The following is a 15,925-nucleotide window of genomic DNA, read 5'->3' on the forward strand; positions in this document are numbered from 1 at the left end:
TCATGAGCATCACGGATCATACAATCCAGTGGCAAGGCATGGCGGTTTCCATCTGCCATGTCGCCAACTGGTCAGGCACCGGCTTCGATCATATCGAAGTCCAGACCGTCACCCCCGAACGCGCGCGCCTGCCGATCACCGAAACCGGCTATCGCTCGCACTTTCTGCATGGCGAGGATTTGGCCGGACACGGCGGCGCGGTCGCCTTCGTCACCAAATGGCTCGATCACGAAGCGAAGAGCGCGGCGTGGCGTGAGTATCAACGCTCCAGCGCGCAACTGCCCCTCTTTTGAGGGGCAGTTGTCTTCCGCTCAGGCGAACGCGATTCCACCGTGTTCGCCTCCCCGGAGCCCCGCCCTATCCTTAGAGCGCGTTAATAGCTATGAGCAGATGCCTTTTTATGGTTAGCTCAGTCACAGTGCAGTCCTTGTCGCAAACAGATTAGAGATATGACGTCTCAATAATAAAATTGTCTGGGGAGAAATATTGTGAGTGCGACCGATACTAAAGCGGCTGAGGCGCCGAAGTTCAGCTTTGTCCGTGGCGACGGGCCGGCTTCTGCCGAATACGAGTGGGCCCACGGCGCAGAAGTCGTGAAAAAATCCATCGCCGAAGCGCTGAACGCAAAAAATATCTCGTTTCTAATCGGCGCGGGTTGCTCGTCGCATGTAGTCAAAACTGTTGACGCGGGAGGGGCAGAAGCCTGGACAGAACGCGGCGTGCCCACGATGGCGCCGTTGGCCAAGGAATTTACAAAAGTACGAGCAACGGACGAAGACGGATTTCCGACCGTCGTTGAGCGTGAACAATTAAATGTATCCCTAGGTATAGATATCGCGTTGCCGGAATATTCTAGAAATTTAGAGCGACTCATGGAGTTGCTTTTCAGTGTTAAATTTTTTCTGAAAAGTAGCAATCTAAAGCAATCTGCGGAAATTCTGTTGGTTGTCGAATCTGTAATATCCAAGGTACAGAAATTCCTATGGGGCAAATGCACCGCCGGGGCTTTTTCGAAGGGCGACACTTCGTTGTCCGATCTCTACGAGACCTTTTACCGAAAACTCGTCCTGAGAGATCGATCGCTACCCCGACCGTGGGTGTTTACGACGAACTACGACTTGTTCAACGAGACAGCGATGGATCGGCTCGGTTTGCCGTACTCCAATGGGTTCTCCGGGGTAGTCGAGCGGCGCTTCAATCCGGCGACTTTTCGGTATGCCCTCGCGGAGCAGCTCGATTTGACCAACCGCAAATGGTCCGCGGTCGACGGTTTCGTTTATCTTTGTAAGCTCCACGGATCGATCAGTTGGACCGAAGACGAGCATGGCTTGTTCCCGATACGCGAGACGGCTGTTCAAGCTGAGCCGGGAAAAGTGATGATCTATCCAACCCCCTCGAAACAAAATTCGAGCTTAGGCTCCCCCTATGCCGATCTGTTCCGGGAATTTCAATCGCGCATCGTCCGAGAGCAAAGCGTTCTATTCACAATAGGCTATGCTTTTGGTGACGAGCATATCAACAATATTATCTATCAGGCTTTGACGATCCCGACCTTTCGTCTCGTGATATTCGTAGATCCCACGCTGGATGGTGATATTGCAAAGCTTCGAAAGCTGAACGATCCCCGCATTTGGATTATTGGTGGCAGTGGCCCAGATGAAGGACGCAAAGCCCATTATTTCGATACGATCATCGAGCATTTCATGCCGCAACGTCCAAGCGAACGTATTGATGAGGCGATCGCCAAGGTCCTTCACGCCATGGCCCCATCGGGGGCGGCCGCGCCACTGGTGCCTGAGGTGAAGTCGTAATGAGCCGCGACGATCGCAAACGCGCAATTGGCAAGGTCATTTCAGTTGCGGCTGATCAGTTCGTTATCGAGATGCACGCGGGAACCGACAACTTCACCGTGGTTGGATTCGATGACGTGCATTATGTCGCCAGGTTGGGGTCATTCCTGATGATCCCGGTACAAACCGACTGTGTCGTGGTCGAAGTCGTTGGCCTACGAGAGCGCGATGTCGCCGGGTCTAGCCGCGCCGGTGTCGATTTGGACAAGGCAGCATCTGCGAAATACCTCGATGTGGTGCCGGTCGGAATGCTGCCCCCGGATACGGCGGAGAAATTTCGGTTTGGTGTTTCGGTCTATCCCTCGCTCTATGCTGATGCCCTTTACGCCCTTGATGCGGAGCTGGATCGCGTCTTCGAGACCGACATGCCTAGCGAGCCTTCGCTAGGGTTCGGTGGATCTGCCCCGATTCCGCAGCAGGCTACCCGATACAAGTCGCTATCAATCGGGCGGTCCGTGGTCTTCGACGGTTACGACGTCAAAGTCCGGATCGACGATTTTTTCGGCGGTCACACGGCAGTGCTAGGGAACACCGGGAGCGGGAAATCCTGTACAGTCGCGTCTGTGCTTCAATCGCTTTTCGAGAAAGCGGACGACCATCACGCCCGAGGCGCGACCTTCGTCGTGTTTGACGTCAACGGGGAATACGCAGAAGCGCTCGCGCCGCTCGCCAAAGAGAACGGCATCGGAGTTGCTCATGTCGTCTTGGATGGAACGGCATCCCCCGGCAAATTCCGAATGCCGCACTGGTTCCTGGAACAGTCAGAATGGGAGCTATTGCTTCAGGCAAGCGAGAGAACACAAATCCCCGTTTTGCGCGCCGCTCTGGGGCTCACCGGCCTGTTTCGGCAAAACACGCCCCGAGCTATAGAGGTTCGCGAACATTTTATCGCCACTTGCATCGGGGAATGCCTGAGAGGTTCAGACGGTGACTCGCCTGTCAGTAAATTTCAACGAGTGGTGTCGCTCCTGCAAAAATACCCTACAAAAGATCTGAATTCGACGCTTCTGACAAAATATGGAGCAAACTATCAATACGGAAATTTTCAACCCAGCAGTAATCTGCCGCTATTCTTAGAAGAAATTCGGAAAAAAATCCGCGAGGACGTCGAGCTTCCGGCCTATACGCGAGAACCATTTACCTTCGATGACCTCGAAGAGTGTCTCGATTTCGCTATTCTTTACGAAGAAGCGCACGGAAATAGGCAAATTCGAGATTACTGTTCTCAAATGATCACCCGCTTCAAATCCCTTCGGGATCGGTCTGAATATGCTTTCATGCGTTACGCACCAAAGGAGGGTGAAGCGGTCCCATCAATCGAAGGGTTCATGGCCAATCTGCTCGGCCTACAGAAACGCGGCGAGGCGTGGCACAAGGGCCATCAGATCATAATTGTCGATATGAACGCCGTGGAGGACGAGGTCGTCGAACTCGTGTCGTCGGTCCTGGCCAGGATGGCATTCCGACTTCTTCGTCAAGCCGAGCCACGGAACAGATTTCCGGTACACCTGCTGCTTGAAGAAGCACACCGATACATTTCGGAGAAACCGTCGCGATACGCAATTGACGCAAGTAAGATTTATGAGAGGATTGCAAAAGAAGGGCGGAAGTATGGACTTTTCTTATTCGTTGCGTCGCAGCGGCCCAGCGAGCTGTCGAAAACTGTCCTTTCCCAATGCTCTAATTTTGTGATCCATCGTATCCAAAACCCCGATGACCTGTCACAAATCAGGCAGATGACCCCGTTCATTTCGGACGCGGTTTTGAAGCGCTTGCCGTCGCTCCCCAAACAGCATGCTCTGGTCTTTGGCACTTCAGTGACGCTTCCCACCACGTTCAAAGTTCGGGAAGCAAAGCCGCTCCCCAAAAGCGATGATGCCAAAATTCGTGAACTCTGGTTCCATGGGCAGGAGCGGGCGGCTCTGATCCGACTGTAGTTTTGGATTACGGAAGCAAAAGGAAAGCCGAGCTCTGCTCGCAAGCTGTGTAATGTAAACATTACCATCTTGGGAAGGGGGCCCGCTGCGCGCCCCCGTTCCATCCCCCCGGCCATTGGCTCGGATTTCGGTCTCGAACCTACACCGTGCCAGTGCACCGATCCGCCGGTGCGTCACGGGTCAGCGGCGCGTTCCTGCTCCTCCGACACCACCATGACCAAGGAGACCCGGTCTCCCTGGACCAAGCGTCGGGCAACACCACCTCAAGCCACTGGACATGTAAACTCTTTGCATGCCGGAAATCGGTTCGCCCGAATGCCGCTTCCAATACTGTGAGTTGAGCGCATGCTGACTGTCTCAATGGCGATCGTCCCGAGAACCTGCTCCGATCGCGAATGACAGCGTTCCCGGCGATGCCGTTGGATGCGAGCCCACTCAGGGTTAGCTCGTCAGCGCGTTTGATGTCGCCTTAATCTTTTTTGAGCGCTGGCGCTTCGGATGCGTCTCGCCGCTTTCGCGCCGAGACAGATCCAAAGCGAAAACATCAATAGCGTTTCGCAACTCCGCCGGCATTCCAGCATCGATCGTTGCGGCAAGCTTCTCGGCCGTGAAAATCGCTGGGTCGCGGCGGCCTGCAATGGTTTCGTCTCCACCAACCCATAACACCAGATAGATACCCTGCATCGCTGCATCCGGATGGACACTGTACCGATCATGAAGCTGGGTTGCCGCAGCAGAGAATAGCTCGGAATGCCACTGACCCTTTACTTCAATGACCAACAAGTGTCTTCGCCCGTCAATCATCGCCGCAACGGTAATATCGCAGCGATTGGCGTCCGCCATGTGGTGCTCGATGGTGACCAGGAGATTTCGGCTGCTCAGGCGCGCTGAGATATCTTCGACGATCCTATTGCGCGCGTCATTCTCTTGAAGCCGCCTGCCTCCAGGGTAAAAGACATCGAGGGGGTTGGTTTCGGCGTGGCGCAGCCATGCTTGATATGCGCGGAGCTCTTCGATGAGGAAGGCTCGCAAATCCTCAACGGTCGCCAGTCCATTGTTGTCCAGGAGATTGACGACGGCTCCCGGCGACGGCGGTCGAAAGCTTTGATGCGCGCTCTTCCGAAGCGCTTGCGCTTTGAGGCCCAGCGCGTCGGTGTAGAAGTTGGCGAAGCGGGTATCCGCCAACATTCGATCGAGCACCGGCACAGCGCGAGTAGGATCGTCCCTAGAGATCGCGTATATGACTTCGGTCAGAAACCGATAAGCCGTCTCGCCTGGCGGAGACCCTGTTCCGTGGCTGCTCGGCAGATGGACCTTAGGCCAGGCATCCACATATGCGCTTAGGACACGATAGACCTTTTCAGCCGACAGCGGCGGCCAGCCCACCGCTTCGTCACGCCCCCAACGCCCGGCGCGGTGCTCGATACTGAAAATGGTCTGAGCATCGCCCGCAAAAAAATCCCAGATGTCGGGTACAGGTGACGGCAAGAAAAACAGTGCTCGCAGAAACCAAAATGCTCGCTCTGGCGATGCTCCGGGCAAATCCTGATCGGGCGTAATGAATTGCGCACATCGAGCATCAATCAGCTTGTTAAGTTGCTGCCGATCGGCGTGTTTTGCGCAGATGCCGAATAGCGTTTCACGCGCGGTCTGAGGCATGGCGGGAAATCGGATCAGCCATTCCAATGCCAATGTCTGTCGAAGAGGCTTAAACGCTTCTTCGTGATCGAGCCAGCTGACATCCGTAACTGCGTCGTTACTCCTGATGAGTTGAGGCTCGATAAATTCGCGAGCGTAAGCCTCAGCATGTGCAGGGCTCGGGAATAGCCGTCGATCGATCGCCGACTCGAACGTTGCTGCTTCCTCTTTTGGAACGCCGGGATAACCTAGACTATCCGTCTTTACTGCTCGCAAGATCTCGTCGCCGATTCCGTCGAGGCTTCCATTTGCACGATATGTTGCCAGGCAAGCCGCATGCAGCACCCGCGTCACAGCAAGGCGTTTTTTAACTAATTTTCCAAGTGATGGCACAAATGGGCCAAGCATCTCGAAAGAATTTAATAGAGCTCTATCGGCCATCCCGATGTCATCGAGAAATTCAGTCAGTTTCTCAGGCTGAAGGAGATAAAAATCAGCCAACTCCCGGACTGCTCTCCAGTTCTTCCCAGCTTCGATTTCTGTTCGATTGTTCCGATAGAAGTTCTTTTGCTTTTGTTGATTTCGCTCTTCTCGTTCTTTCCACTTCCTATTGTATCTAGTCCAGTGGACGGGCTCGCGCCTCGCTGTGACACGGACTGCCCGCTCCAGTTTTGACCACGCCCGTAAGAGCGTGGGGTTATCCTGCGCCTGTTGCCTCAATCGATGTCTATATTCATCTGGCTTTCGTTCCTGCGCGTAATAGTCATGTCTGTGATAAAAGCTTTCCCAAAGCGCCACGTTGGCAGTCCTAAAAGCATGATCGTTGATTTCCATTACATCGGCATAATCGATTCGTAGTCCAGCGTGGCTGGTTCCACTCCAGAATTGCGACCTGGCGTCCCAAATCTCTTCCTTGGTGGGTTTATCGTAAAAAGCGAGACGTTGAATTGCCCGGCGGAGTTCGTGATTCTCTCTCAGAGCCACCACCGATTGACTGTTTCGCAGCTTGCTGTTCCCGGAAAAGACCAGCGGCTTGATCCAGCCCCAGATTTGCATTGGGTCATGAGCTGATTGTTCAAGCGTGAAGTATCGGTCCAGCAGAGATCCGACAATCTTGCTCGGCCCCGGCAGGCATTCACACGTGTACGAGCTTTTCTTGCCACATGTACACGTCAAATTATTCGTCAGCGTATTCAGTAAATATACCGTAGCGGGCAGCTCTAATTTGTTGATGACCTCTTTGACGTGATAACGGATATGGAAATCAGTATCCATATCTTCGCCTGCTCGACGAGCGCGGCGTCGACCTAAGCTTCCGGCTTGTTCCAGGAGGTCGAAAAGAGTCTGTTCGTCAAGCGCGGCAACATCAACCTCTTCGGCCATTTCCAGCGCAAGCCGGAGCGAAGCACGGTCCTGATTCTTAATGAGACCCGATAGCCCCGCTCCAATGTCGTGCCCTTCAATGCCTGCGAAAAGGCGCAGTGCGCGAAAACGGCTATATCGATCTGCATCCTTGTCCAAGGCCAGCGTCTGCAAGGCATCGATCAGCAAGGGAGCGACGGCCGATCCCTCTAGCAGTTCAAGGATGAGATCACGCAATTCATGGTGGCGGCTTCCGCTGCCGAGCAGCTCACGCAATTCCTCGACCATGTCTAAGCTGAAAAAGCCTGCGACGCTAAAGCGGCGCCACGCGTCACTTCGCCGGAAGTGAGGGTCTATCTCCGCAAGCTCTTTCAGTCGCCTCAGGAGCAGCCTCTTTGACGCCGCTGTGAGCTGCGAGGGGTCTCCGTTAGCTAGAACGGCATAGGGATCGGCTTGGATGCAGACTTCTTGCAAAGCGGCGTTGCCCAGCGCAGCCATCCAGCCCAACAAGCCCCTAAGTTCGTCGCGAACGACACCGTTTGGCGCAATCACCGACATCAGCCGGCGAAGGGACAACAGACTGGTCGGATCGCTGACCTGCCGTGCTAAATGCCGGGCTGCGCAATACTCGGCGACAATACGGTGTACGGGTTCGTGGTGGCTCGGTTCATTCGCAGGTTTGAACAGGCGAGTATTTAGTGCGAAACGCGAGCGGGCGGTGTCGACAGCGCTTAGCGTATTTAAGTAGGGAAAGTCAGCGTCGCTCTCGTCCACGACCGAGACACCGCTTGCACCGCTGAGCATCAATTTTGCGAAGATCTCATCGGCCAAGGAAACGATAGCTGCAGTCGGCGGGCGATCACGCTGCCAATCAGATGTGCTTCGTTCAGAAGCCAGCCGTTCAACGGCATCGACAAATATCTGCTTTTTTGAAGCGAACCGCCTGCCGCCTTGCACATAAGCGTCGGCGAACAGCTTGAGAAATTGCGGATTACCTAGAAGCGGCAGCAGTTCAAAACGAGCTGCCTCGCCGTGAAACGACGAAAAATCCTCGCCAGGCAGGTGTGACTGAAAGATGACTTGCTGCTCGTCATCATTGAATGGCTGCAGGCGAATGATAGCTGGGTCTTGGCCAAAGCACTCCTTCACGAGTTGGGTCCGGGCTTTGTCCCACTCGCTCGACCGCGATGAGAAGATGACCTTGGCGGCTTGTGTTTCTCTTGCCTTAACAATGACCTCGTCAATGGCGGTTTGGCCGGTTCTCGCTACTTCATCCAGTGCGTCTACCACCAAAGCGCCAAGAGACGCGAAAATGGTGCGGTGCCTGAACAAACTGGCCCTGCACGGCTCGACCATCAGTCGTTCTGCAAGGCTTCGTAAGAGCTCGGTTTTCCCTGCTCCCGGCTCAGCAAGAACGACAATGACACTGTGACGGACCAGCAATTCCTCTTCGGCGATTAAACCTTCGCCGTGATCGAGCATGCGGGGAATGTAGTCAGGCTGCATGGATACAATATATGCCTAATGAGAAAATCGCTCTATTATAGCCTCTGCCTTATACTCACTTCATTCTGCCGATCAGTTCCGCCACGCTTGGTCAATTTGTCGCTTCGTTGTCCAATTCCCGGGACATTACGATCTCAGCTTTAGCCTCGTCCCGCAGCTCATCAAGATATTTGGCGTAGGTCTCGGGCTTGATTATCGCTATCTCGCGAAATGTGAGCTCTTTCGCGGTGAATTTGTTTGGTGACTCCGCCGATCGCTCGAATACGACATCCGCCGCCCATACCAGGAAGTCCTTCTCGAAGCTCACATAGTTCACGTGTAAGCCCCGCATCTCTTGCCCAAGCTGGTGAGCGGCGTCTTCTGCCACGCTGAAACATAGCGGCGTCACGCTCTTGCCGCTGACGATCGCGTGGGCTGACGCGATATACTCTTCCTGCAAAACAAGTTGGGCGCGGCTAAGCGACGGCTCCTCGCTCGCCCCAACCCGCCCGATTAGCGTTGTGAGCCTTGGACTTGTTTCCAGTCCAATCTCAAGCTCTTGTCGGTCAATTTCCACTTTGCCGTTCATCACGTGCTTCATGGATCTGACTGCACGATTGCCTGGGCGAATTTCCATGACGGCGGCACCAGCCGACAAAGCGTCGGCCAACAGAAAGTACTTGCGCCAGACCGATGGTGTTAGGACAGGGAGATCGAGCGTGACCTCCGTTGTGTTCAGGCTGAATTGAGTGCCCCGGAAATTCACTTCGAACATATCAGTCACGATGCGAGCCGCGAAGTCGGCACCCTGTACCTTGGGCGGCATGTAGATGTGCCCCTTGAACGTCGCTGGTTCTGAGAATTTGTCACGCCGGACAACGACCTCGCAGCTGTCGAACGGAAACGGCTGAAACCGGATCGCGTGCACGCCAGTGAGATCTCCAGTCTCGAGCTTAATCCCGAAGCGCGTCTCGAAAGTGCGCATGTCGTCGACAGCCGCCTTGGTTTGCCCAAGGAGGATATTCGTGAGCGCGTCCTTGTCCTTTACAGTGAAGGTGACCTTCATCTCGCGCGCAAAGGGCTCGTAGCCCAGGGAGCGCAGCTCGTTCCGTTTTGCCGCCTCATAGGCGGCCATATTCGATCCAATTGCCGCCTGAATAGCCGTCTTCAGGGCCGCGCCATCCGGCGTAAGAACAATGCCAGCCTCACTCGCAGAGAGGTAGATTTCGGCGTGGTTTACGGCAAGCCGGTCGGCAGCCTCTTCCAGGCGCAGCTTCTTCAGAATTTTCGCAAGCACGTCGCCGTGCATATGGATGAGATAGGCACTTGTCGGCTGCAAGCTCTCCTTGCTCACCTTGAGAACGTAGACGAACGAGGGGCGCGAGTCCTTGGCCAGCCGTTCAAGCGACGAGAGACGGAATTTGATGCGGTCGTTGTGATCCCACATCGTTTTCTGCTGAAAGAGGCATGAAATCGGATTCTCGCGCTTGTCGAGCGTGACAGGTTGCTCGCGGCCAAGGGGAAACTCCACGAGAAAGTCCCAGCCGGCACGGTCGCGCGTAGCTGAGTTGCAGATCAACCGAGCATCGGCGCAAATAGTCTTGAAGGTGCTTTCGCCTTTTTCGCCGAGTTCATCGCTGTTTAGCGGATTGCCAATCTCGTCGCTTTCTCCAAGCATGGTTCGACCTTTCTATAGGTGGCGCCACGCAATTAAAATTGCGCAAGTATCCGCCAGACCCGATTATGTGATTCGCTAAACAGAGGCTATTCTAGAAGGACTGATGGTGAGCCAAACCAACGCAGTGCAGCGATCGGCCGGTGCATCACGGGTCAGCGGCGCGTTCCTGACCCCCAACACCGCCATGACCAGGGAGATCCGGGCAGAATCACTCCGGCGGCGCGGCCTTGAGTACATCCACCAGCATAGCTGCATGCTCGTAGGCGGAAGACTCCACCGCTCGTATTTCGACGGGAACCGTGAGCACCGGGCTATCGGTCAAATTACTGGCGCGAATCCGAAACTGGATAGAGCCGCGCGCATCAGCGCAGCCATCAAGTTCGATTGAACCCGAGAAGCTTTCTGCCTCTACACCGTGTCGCCAAAGCGCGCATTCAAGACGCAAGCTGGTGTCGGCGAGCTCCGAAAATCCTCCCTTGTAGTAAAATAGCTCCGGATCACGCGCCTTTGGTCCATGCCCAAGGAGCATTGGATCAAATCTCGGCGCTATATCGAAATTTTTCAAGCGCTGGATGTCCCGGATCAGAGCGAGAGTTCCCAGCGGGCGATACTTCGGGGGGCTTGGCGGCAATGGAAGATGATCATCAGTCGTCTCATCCCCGCTATCTTTGTCCCTTTGGGGGCGACGAATAAGAAGCGGATCGCGTGCCTGCATCTCAACGAGTGCTTCCGTTGCCGGCCGAGTCCCTATGTTTCGTGCGCGGAACGTGAATGAAAATCGCGATCTAGTCCGCTCTACCCGAACATGGATTTTTTCGAGCGAGGCCGTCAGCTCACTTTCCCAAATTTCGTACGCTTTGTGATACTTGTCGATATCCGCCTGGTCCGGCGGAGTGGATAAACCTCGCAGAAGTTCAAGTCGAAGGCCTCCGTCGCTGGAGATTGCCGAGCTGGGACTTTTGCTGGAGAAATCCGTCTTCTTGGGGAAGCGCCTGCGAGCCCGATCGAGAAGAGCCTGTATTTGGCGTTCGGTGAGCTGCGGAATTATGTGCTGTTCGAAAGAGAGCGCTTCAACGAGCGCTCCCGTTTGGTTGACGCATTCGATCAGGAATTGCGGCTCCGCATTGCGAAGCCGCACTACTTCGGCTTGCGCGGCCTTCAGCTCTTTATCGACTTTCGTATCCTCAGGCGGGGAAAGCCAGTTTTCGGGAATAGCTATGTGCCGGATCTGCGCTGTGACGGCAGAAGCCATCACCCCGCCGTCATGGGTCAATACAGCGACCTTCTTGCCAGGGTTACCTTCGGAGAAGCTATGCGCGATCCCCACTAAGGCATCGTCAGGCTCTGAATAATCCAGTCTGTCGGCGAGCTCAGGGTTGGGCTTCAACGCGATCTGGAGCGCCAATGTCACGCGAGGGGCGTTTTCGCGAACGACGATTGGCACAAGATCGTTGGTAATAACGTCGCGCAGGACTCCAGCCGCACGGCGCGCACGGCGGCCCAATCGTCCGTTCCCGCTCCCCTTCTGGCGGTCGATTTCCTTCTGGATTGGACGAGCAATGATCAGCTCGATCTCATCGAACTCACCCAGGGCAGCCCACGGGAGAGTTTTGAGTTCATTGCATTGAATAAACAAATTCGTATCAGGGAACAGATGTAGCCGATTCTTATTCATCTGCGTATCATGTTGGGCCATGCCTCGCCTGTCGAGAATTTAATTAACAGGCGTTCTCGCTAAGCTTGGTGGGCATTGCTGGGCGATCCAGAGGGTTGAATTCATTCTGCTGTGTCCGGCAACCGGCCAAGACAACGGCCAGAAAATCGGCAAAATTTGGCTGTCTATCTAATTTGTGGATCGCCGGGTGCTGGTTCTTCATCCTCTAGCAGATTGATCTTTTATCTCAGTGAGAAATGCGATTGGATGTTGACCTAAGGTTGTCGACTTGAACGATGCCGCCTTTCCGAATTTGTGCGCGCAGCATTGAGAGACAGAGCGATGTCGAAGCGAATTGAGGTTAACTTGATGGCTCAACGGCTCCGCGCGCTCGACAGCAATAAACTTATCTTTGAATTTGATTGTATCAGTGGGGATTCCGCGCATCCAACTAATAAAGGTATCTTTCACGTAATGTGGAAACACAAAGATCATGTCAGTAAGTCCTACGGCGTAAAAATGCACTACGCATTGTTTTTCACGCAGGATGGAAAAGCCATTCACCAATACCACATGCCTGGATTCGATATGACCAGAATATTGAAACAGAAGGCCAGTGATTGGTTCGGATCTCACGGTTGTGTTAGATTAAAAGAACCCGACGCTAAGAAATTGTTTGATTGGGCTCCAGTTAGAACGTTAGTATCAGTAACTTAATTTCGTGATTCAAGGCTCTGTTTCTATGAGGCTATCTGTTTTATTTATTTTTGTCTGTTTGACGGCGCTGGGTGTTGTGCACCGAGATGCAAAATCGGCAGAGCGCCGTGAGGAAATCCTTGCCTTCGATCCGGCTGCCGTCACTGAAATTAAGATGTCCAGGGACGGACTGCATATCGTCGCGAGCCGATTACCTGGAAGTAAATCGTTTAAAATTACGCAGAAAAAAGAAAACAAAATCACAACCTGCAAGTCTAATGGTGATTTTTATCGGATTATCTCAAGCATATCTACGTTTTGGTCTTTAAGGCCGCTGTCCGAAATAGAAGCCTCGATTGCAAATAAAGCTTCTCGCATCGACATTGATATTGAATTTGGACCAGAAATGAATACCGGAATCTGGCAGTTTTACCTCTCTAAGCAAAAATTTCCTGTTGTAGGGCGATCGGAGAATTCTGGTAAAAGCTATGAGCTAGATCTCCCTGCCATCTCACTAGAGCGTTTATCGCAGGGTTGCCGAACAAAGGGTGCACGCTAGACGGCTACCGTTATGAGCATATCAGAGCGTCAGATAGCGATCGCTATCGACGCGGGTATTGGGAGTTTGCTCGATCCTGACCGCGGAAGGGCCGATTGCGATGCGCACGAACCCAATCCGTAGCAGCGTCATTCGATATCTCTTGTGTTTCGGCGAACGACGCGTGGTATTCTGCCAGCGGCAGTTGCTGGTCTATTTGTGGCGCCCGCGGCTCTGACGTCGCAGCCTGGCGATGCTTCGGGCAAGATATCGGTTACCTTGTGCTTTCTGGAACCGTGCTTGCTAACAATTCCGATTCTTGCTTCGCCGTCGACTTTGAACGAATTGAAATCCGCGGTTTCACCGTTTTTGAAGGTGATCCTGATGATTTTTCCCCAAGCAAGCGACCATTGCGCGCGTTGATATCGTCCACTGATCGTCTTGGCTTCGTAGCGGCCATCCGCGTGAAACACATAGATGCCGCCGGCGTCGGTCAGAACGCAGCGCCCACCCACCGTCTCGGCGCTCAGATTCATGAAGCGCGTCTCGGCGTGAGTGGTGAAAGAAAAGAACGTCGCGCACAGAGCGATTGCAAGGCGCATCTTCGACTCCGCTTTGGTCACTAGGTGCATCACCATTCCAGCTATGCCGTTGAACATGATGGGTTGTGTAATTGCTATGCCTTCTGTGCGATTGAGAGCGTCGTCAAATGCTGCTCGACAGCTTCAATGACGTTGGCCGCCAAGGGCAGATTTGCCTTCTCTTGATCCCAGACGGTTCGGAAGCGATCGACAGTTTCAAGCGCTGTAGAGACGACGAGCTTTTCGGGCAGGAGCGCTTTGGCGGCCATGTAGCGGAGTTCGTCGACCGACAGCTCGGCCATCTTCCTCGTGCGCGCATAGTTCAAGGCGGCGCTATCGTCCTTGATGTAGGGGATCGTCGAAAGGAGGTCGTATGCCGGCGCGAGCATCGGCGTGCGCCGGTCCGGATAAATCAGCGACCAGTTTTTGAGGTGCATGTCGGCATTGCCGATGAGCGTGCTGAACACGAGGCGCCGGAAATACTCGGCTACATCTGCGTCCGTCGTCTCGATCGCGAGGACCTCGGCGATGCTGCGGTAGCTGCGCTTTTCGTACTTGTGGTCGGGGAACACGCCGAACACCTGCGCGAAGTCCTCGATATGCACCGGACCATTTTCCGTCCGGTCGAAGCGTTTGATCGCGAGAGCCTGGCCACGCAGCTCGCCAAGTCCGTCCGGCATGTTGCCGATCTCGGCGAGATCCATCAGCCTGATCTCAGGCACGTCCATGCCCATCATGCTAGCGACCGTCATCATCGAGAATTCGTTTTCGGGAACGCCCGCAAATTGCTGCGACGGCAGTTTTACGATCCAGGAGCCGCCAACGCCCTCTGCCGGAATCGTCAGGCCGCCAGCCTTCCCCTTGTTCTGAAAGGCGGAGAATTTGAGCTGCACGCCGGCCAGCGAAAATCGCAGGGCGTTGTTGCCGCGCGCCTGATCAAGCGCCTCAGCGGCCTCGGGCGGCATGGCCTCGCCATCGCCCGGATGGATCGAAAGAGCGCCGGGCAGATCCTTGCCGAGCGCCCAGAGCAGGAAGAACTCGCGCTGCTGGTTCACGCTTGCGCGTTCAGCCAGATATTTGCGCAAGGGGCCTTCGGGCAGCAGGTTTGAAAAGAAGGGCGGAACGACGCGCTGGGTTGGCCGCAGCTTGGTGATCAACCCGCCGAGATCATCCTTGAAGGAGAGGCTGAGCGTCGGCCGGTTCTCGTCCGCGACGTAATCCTCATTGAAAGCGAAGACAGTCCGGTCGCCGGGAAGCAGCGTCAGGCTACCGACCGAGCGATCATAAAGCCGGACATCGAGAACGGAGACATCAGGCATCGTCGTCCTCGTCGCTGGCATAGGCAGGGCGCGGCTCTTCGCTTACGCCATGCGCGAGGCGGTTCCTCCTCAGCATCCACTCATAAGCAAGGCTGTGTAGAATTTGTGCGCTGTAGCGGCTGTCCCGATTGTGTTTTAGATGGTCGGCACCATCGCTGATGGCTTTGACATCGGCGGGTGTTACGGGTGCGTGGCGAAAAAAGCGAAGGGCCTCAAACGCCCGATCAAGCGACACGCTTGTTCCATGCAATGCAAGCTGCTTTTTCAGGATGCGTTCTGCGCGCTCGATCTCCTTCAAGGCAAAGGTCGGAGATTCACGCTCAGGTCCCGATGAGGCCGTAATGTTTTTGATGGCGGGCACCATCTTTCTAGGCACGAGCATCAGTTCGAGATCAAGGGCGCGTGCGATCTGAATCAGCTTCGATAGTCCCGGTTCGAGCATGCCGCTCTCGATCTGCGAGATATGGCTTTGGGAAAGGCCGGCTTTGCCGCTCAGTGCGCGCTGACTCAGGCCCGCAGCTTGGCGAGCTTCGTGGAGTGCGCTTATGACGTCTTCGCCCAAATAGGACATGATTAGAATACCGTATCGTTTTTCGATTATTATCAGAATATAATATCAGAAACCGTGGCGCTCGTCAATGAGTGATCAGAATTCTGATAATATCTAAGTCTCGATCAGGATACTGATCAATCTATGTGTACGACCATCAAGGCGCCAAATCCCGCCGTCGTTGGCGTCGCCCCTGAAAATCTGCCTCCGGCACCCACTGCCGAAAGGGCGCATCGACCTTTCTCTCTGCAGAAGCCTGAAGCGATACCAGCTCCAGTTCCAGACGTTTCTCATGATCGTGGATCTGGCGATGGAGCGATCTGCGCTCTGCCGGCTGGCGATCGATCAGCTGCTACCGCTGCTCAGCGTGATCACGCAGGAGCGCGGCGGCAAGCTCTGTTTCATTCTGATGTCTGATCGCGCCAGTCTCCCTGATGCCGGCGTGATCAGCTCCGAGACGACCCGTAGCCCTGCTGCCGGCTTTCCCTGCGAAGTATGCGGATCGCTGGATGCCGGACTTGTTTCCTCCTAAAAATTGAGGCGTCAAATTGCCTTAAAATCACTGTTTGTAGATCATTCCATTTCGTTGACACCAAACGTCATATGTTAGTGAGATAGTCGGTGATACGGAGGTTTT

Annotated in this window: 12 protein-coding genes; 6 read left to right on the forward strand and 6 right to left on the reverse strand. The window is 54.6% G+C overall.

Annotation, left to right across the window (positions count from 1 at the left end; all coding sequences use genetic code 11):
• Window positions 1-2: 2 nt before the first annotated feature.
• From J2Y55_RS22795 to J2Y55_RS22805, 3 genes are all read left to right on the forward strand, one after another.
• On the forward strand, window positions 3-293 hold the full coding sequence (locus tag J2Y55_RS22795) for a hypothetical protein (RefSeq protein WP_310158227.1): 291 nt from the start codon (window positions 3-5) through the stop codon (window positions 291-293).
• Window positions 294-488: 195 nt separating this feature from the next.
• Entirely contained in the window at window positions 489-1,811 is a 1,323-nt protein-coding gene (locus J2Y55_RS22800) for an SIR2 family protein (protein ID WP_310158228.1), read from the forward strand.
• Complete coding sequence (locus tag J2Y55_RS22805; protein ID WP_310158229.1) at window positions 1,811-3,787, forward strand: ATP-binding protein; 1,977 nt, start codon at window positions 1,811-1,813, stop codon at window positions 3,785-3,787. Before J2Y55_RS22800 ends, J2Y55_RS22805 begins: the two co-directional genes overlap by 1 nt.
• A gap of 441 nt (window positions 3,788-4,228) precedes the next feature.
• On the opposite strand, the gene J2Y55_RS22810 is transcribed toward J2Y55_RS22805, so the two are convergent.
• The 3 genes from J2Y55_RS22810 to J2Y55_RS22820 all read right to left on the reverse strand — a co-directional run bounded on the left by J2Y55_RS22810 (window position 4,229) and on the right by J2Y55_RS22820 (window position 11,625).
• Window positions 4,229-8,293, reverse strand: coding sequence for an NACHT domain-containing protein (locus J2Y55_RS22810; RefSeq protein ID WP_310158230.1), 4,065 nt, complete (start codon window positions 8,291-8,293; stop codon window positions 4,229-4,231).
• Between the two features lie 91 nt (window positions 8,294-8,384).
• Window positions 8,385-9,950, reverse strand: coding sequence for a hypothetical protein (locus J2Y55_RS22815; protein WP_310158231.1), 1,566 nt, complete (start codon window positions 9,948-9,950; stop codon window positions 8,385-8,387).
• Between the two features lie 208 nt (window positions 9,951-10,158).
• The gene (locus J2Y55_RS22820; protein ID WP_310158232.1) at window positions 10,159-11,625 is read right to left on the reverse strand and encodes a PIN domain-containing protein; all 1,467 of its coding nucleotides are present in this window, start codon (window positions 11,623-11,625) and stop codon (window positions 10,159-10,161) included.
• Window positions 11,626-11,946: 321 nt separating this feature from the next.
• Between J2Y55_RS22820 and J2Y55_RS30145 the strand changes: the two genes are divergently transcribed.
• Together J2Y55_RS30145 and J2Y55_RS22825 are read left to right on the forward strand one after the other, a co-directional pair.
• Window positions 11,947-12,321: a L,D-transpeptidase gene (locus tag J2Y55_RS30145; protein ID WP_404979011.1), complete on the forward strand. Its 375-nt coding sequence runs from the start codon at window positions 11,947-11,949 to the stop codon at window positions 12,319-12,321.
• Window positions 12,322-12,346: 25 nt separating this feature from the next.
• The gene (locus J2Y55_RS22825; RefSeq protein ID WP_310158233.1) at window positions 12,347-12,859 is read left to right on the forward strand and encodes a hypothetical protein; all 513 of its coding nucleotides are present in this window, start codon (window positions 12,347-12,349) and stop codon (window positions 12,857-12,859) included.
• A 128-nt stretch (window positions 12,860-12,987) separates the two neighbouring features.
• On the opposite strand, the gene J2Y55_RS22830 is transcribed toward J2Y55_RS22825, so the two are convergent.
• The 3 genes from J2Y55_RS22830 to J2Y55_RS22840 all read right to left on the reverse strand — a co-directional run bounded on the left by J2Y55_RS22830 (window position 12,988) and on the right by J2Y55_RS22840 (window position 15,309).
• Window positions 12,988-13,440 carry a hypothetical protein gene (locus tag J2Y55_RS22830; protein WP_310158235.1) on the reverse strand — a complete coding sequence of 151 codons (453 nt, stop codon included), beginning with the start codon at window positions 13,438-13,440 and terminating at the stop codon, window positions 12,988-12,990.
• Between the two features lie 74 nt (window positions 13,441-13,514).
• A complete protein-coding gene (locus J2Y55_RS22835; RefSeq protein ID WP_310158236.1) occupies window positions 13,515-14,738 on the reverse strand; it encodes a type II toxin-antitoxin system HipA family toxin in 1,224 nt (407 codons plus the stop codon).
• Entirely contained in the window at window positions 14,731-15,309 is a 579-nt protein-coding gene (locus J2Y55_RS22840; protein ID WP_310158237.1) for a helix-turn-helix domain-containing protein, read from the reverse strand. The genes J2Y55_RS22835 and J2Y55_RS22840 overlap by 8 nt, the downstream gene beginning before the upstream one ends.
• A gap of 271 nt (window positions 15,310-15,580) precedes the next feature.
• Between J2Y55_RS22840 and J2Y55_RS22845 the strand changes: the two genes are divergently transcribed.
• Window positions 15,581-15,820: a hypothetical protein gene (locus J2Y55_RS22845; RefSeq protein ID WP_310158238.1), complete on the forward strand. Its 240-nt coding sequence runs from the start codon at window positions 15,581-15,583 to the stop codon at window positions 15,818-15,820.
• Window positions 15,821-15,925: the final 105 nt, after the last annotated feature.

It is taken from the genome of Allobosea sp. BE125 (assembly GCF_031456075.1).
In the GTDB taxonomy this organism is placed as follows: Bacteria; Pseudomonadota; Alphaproteobacteria; order Rhizobiales; family Beijerinckiaceae; genus Allobosea.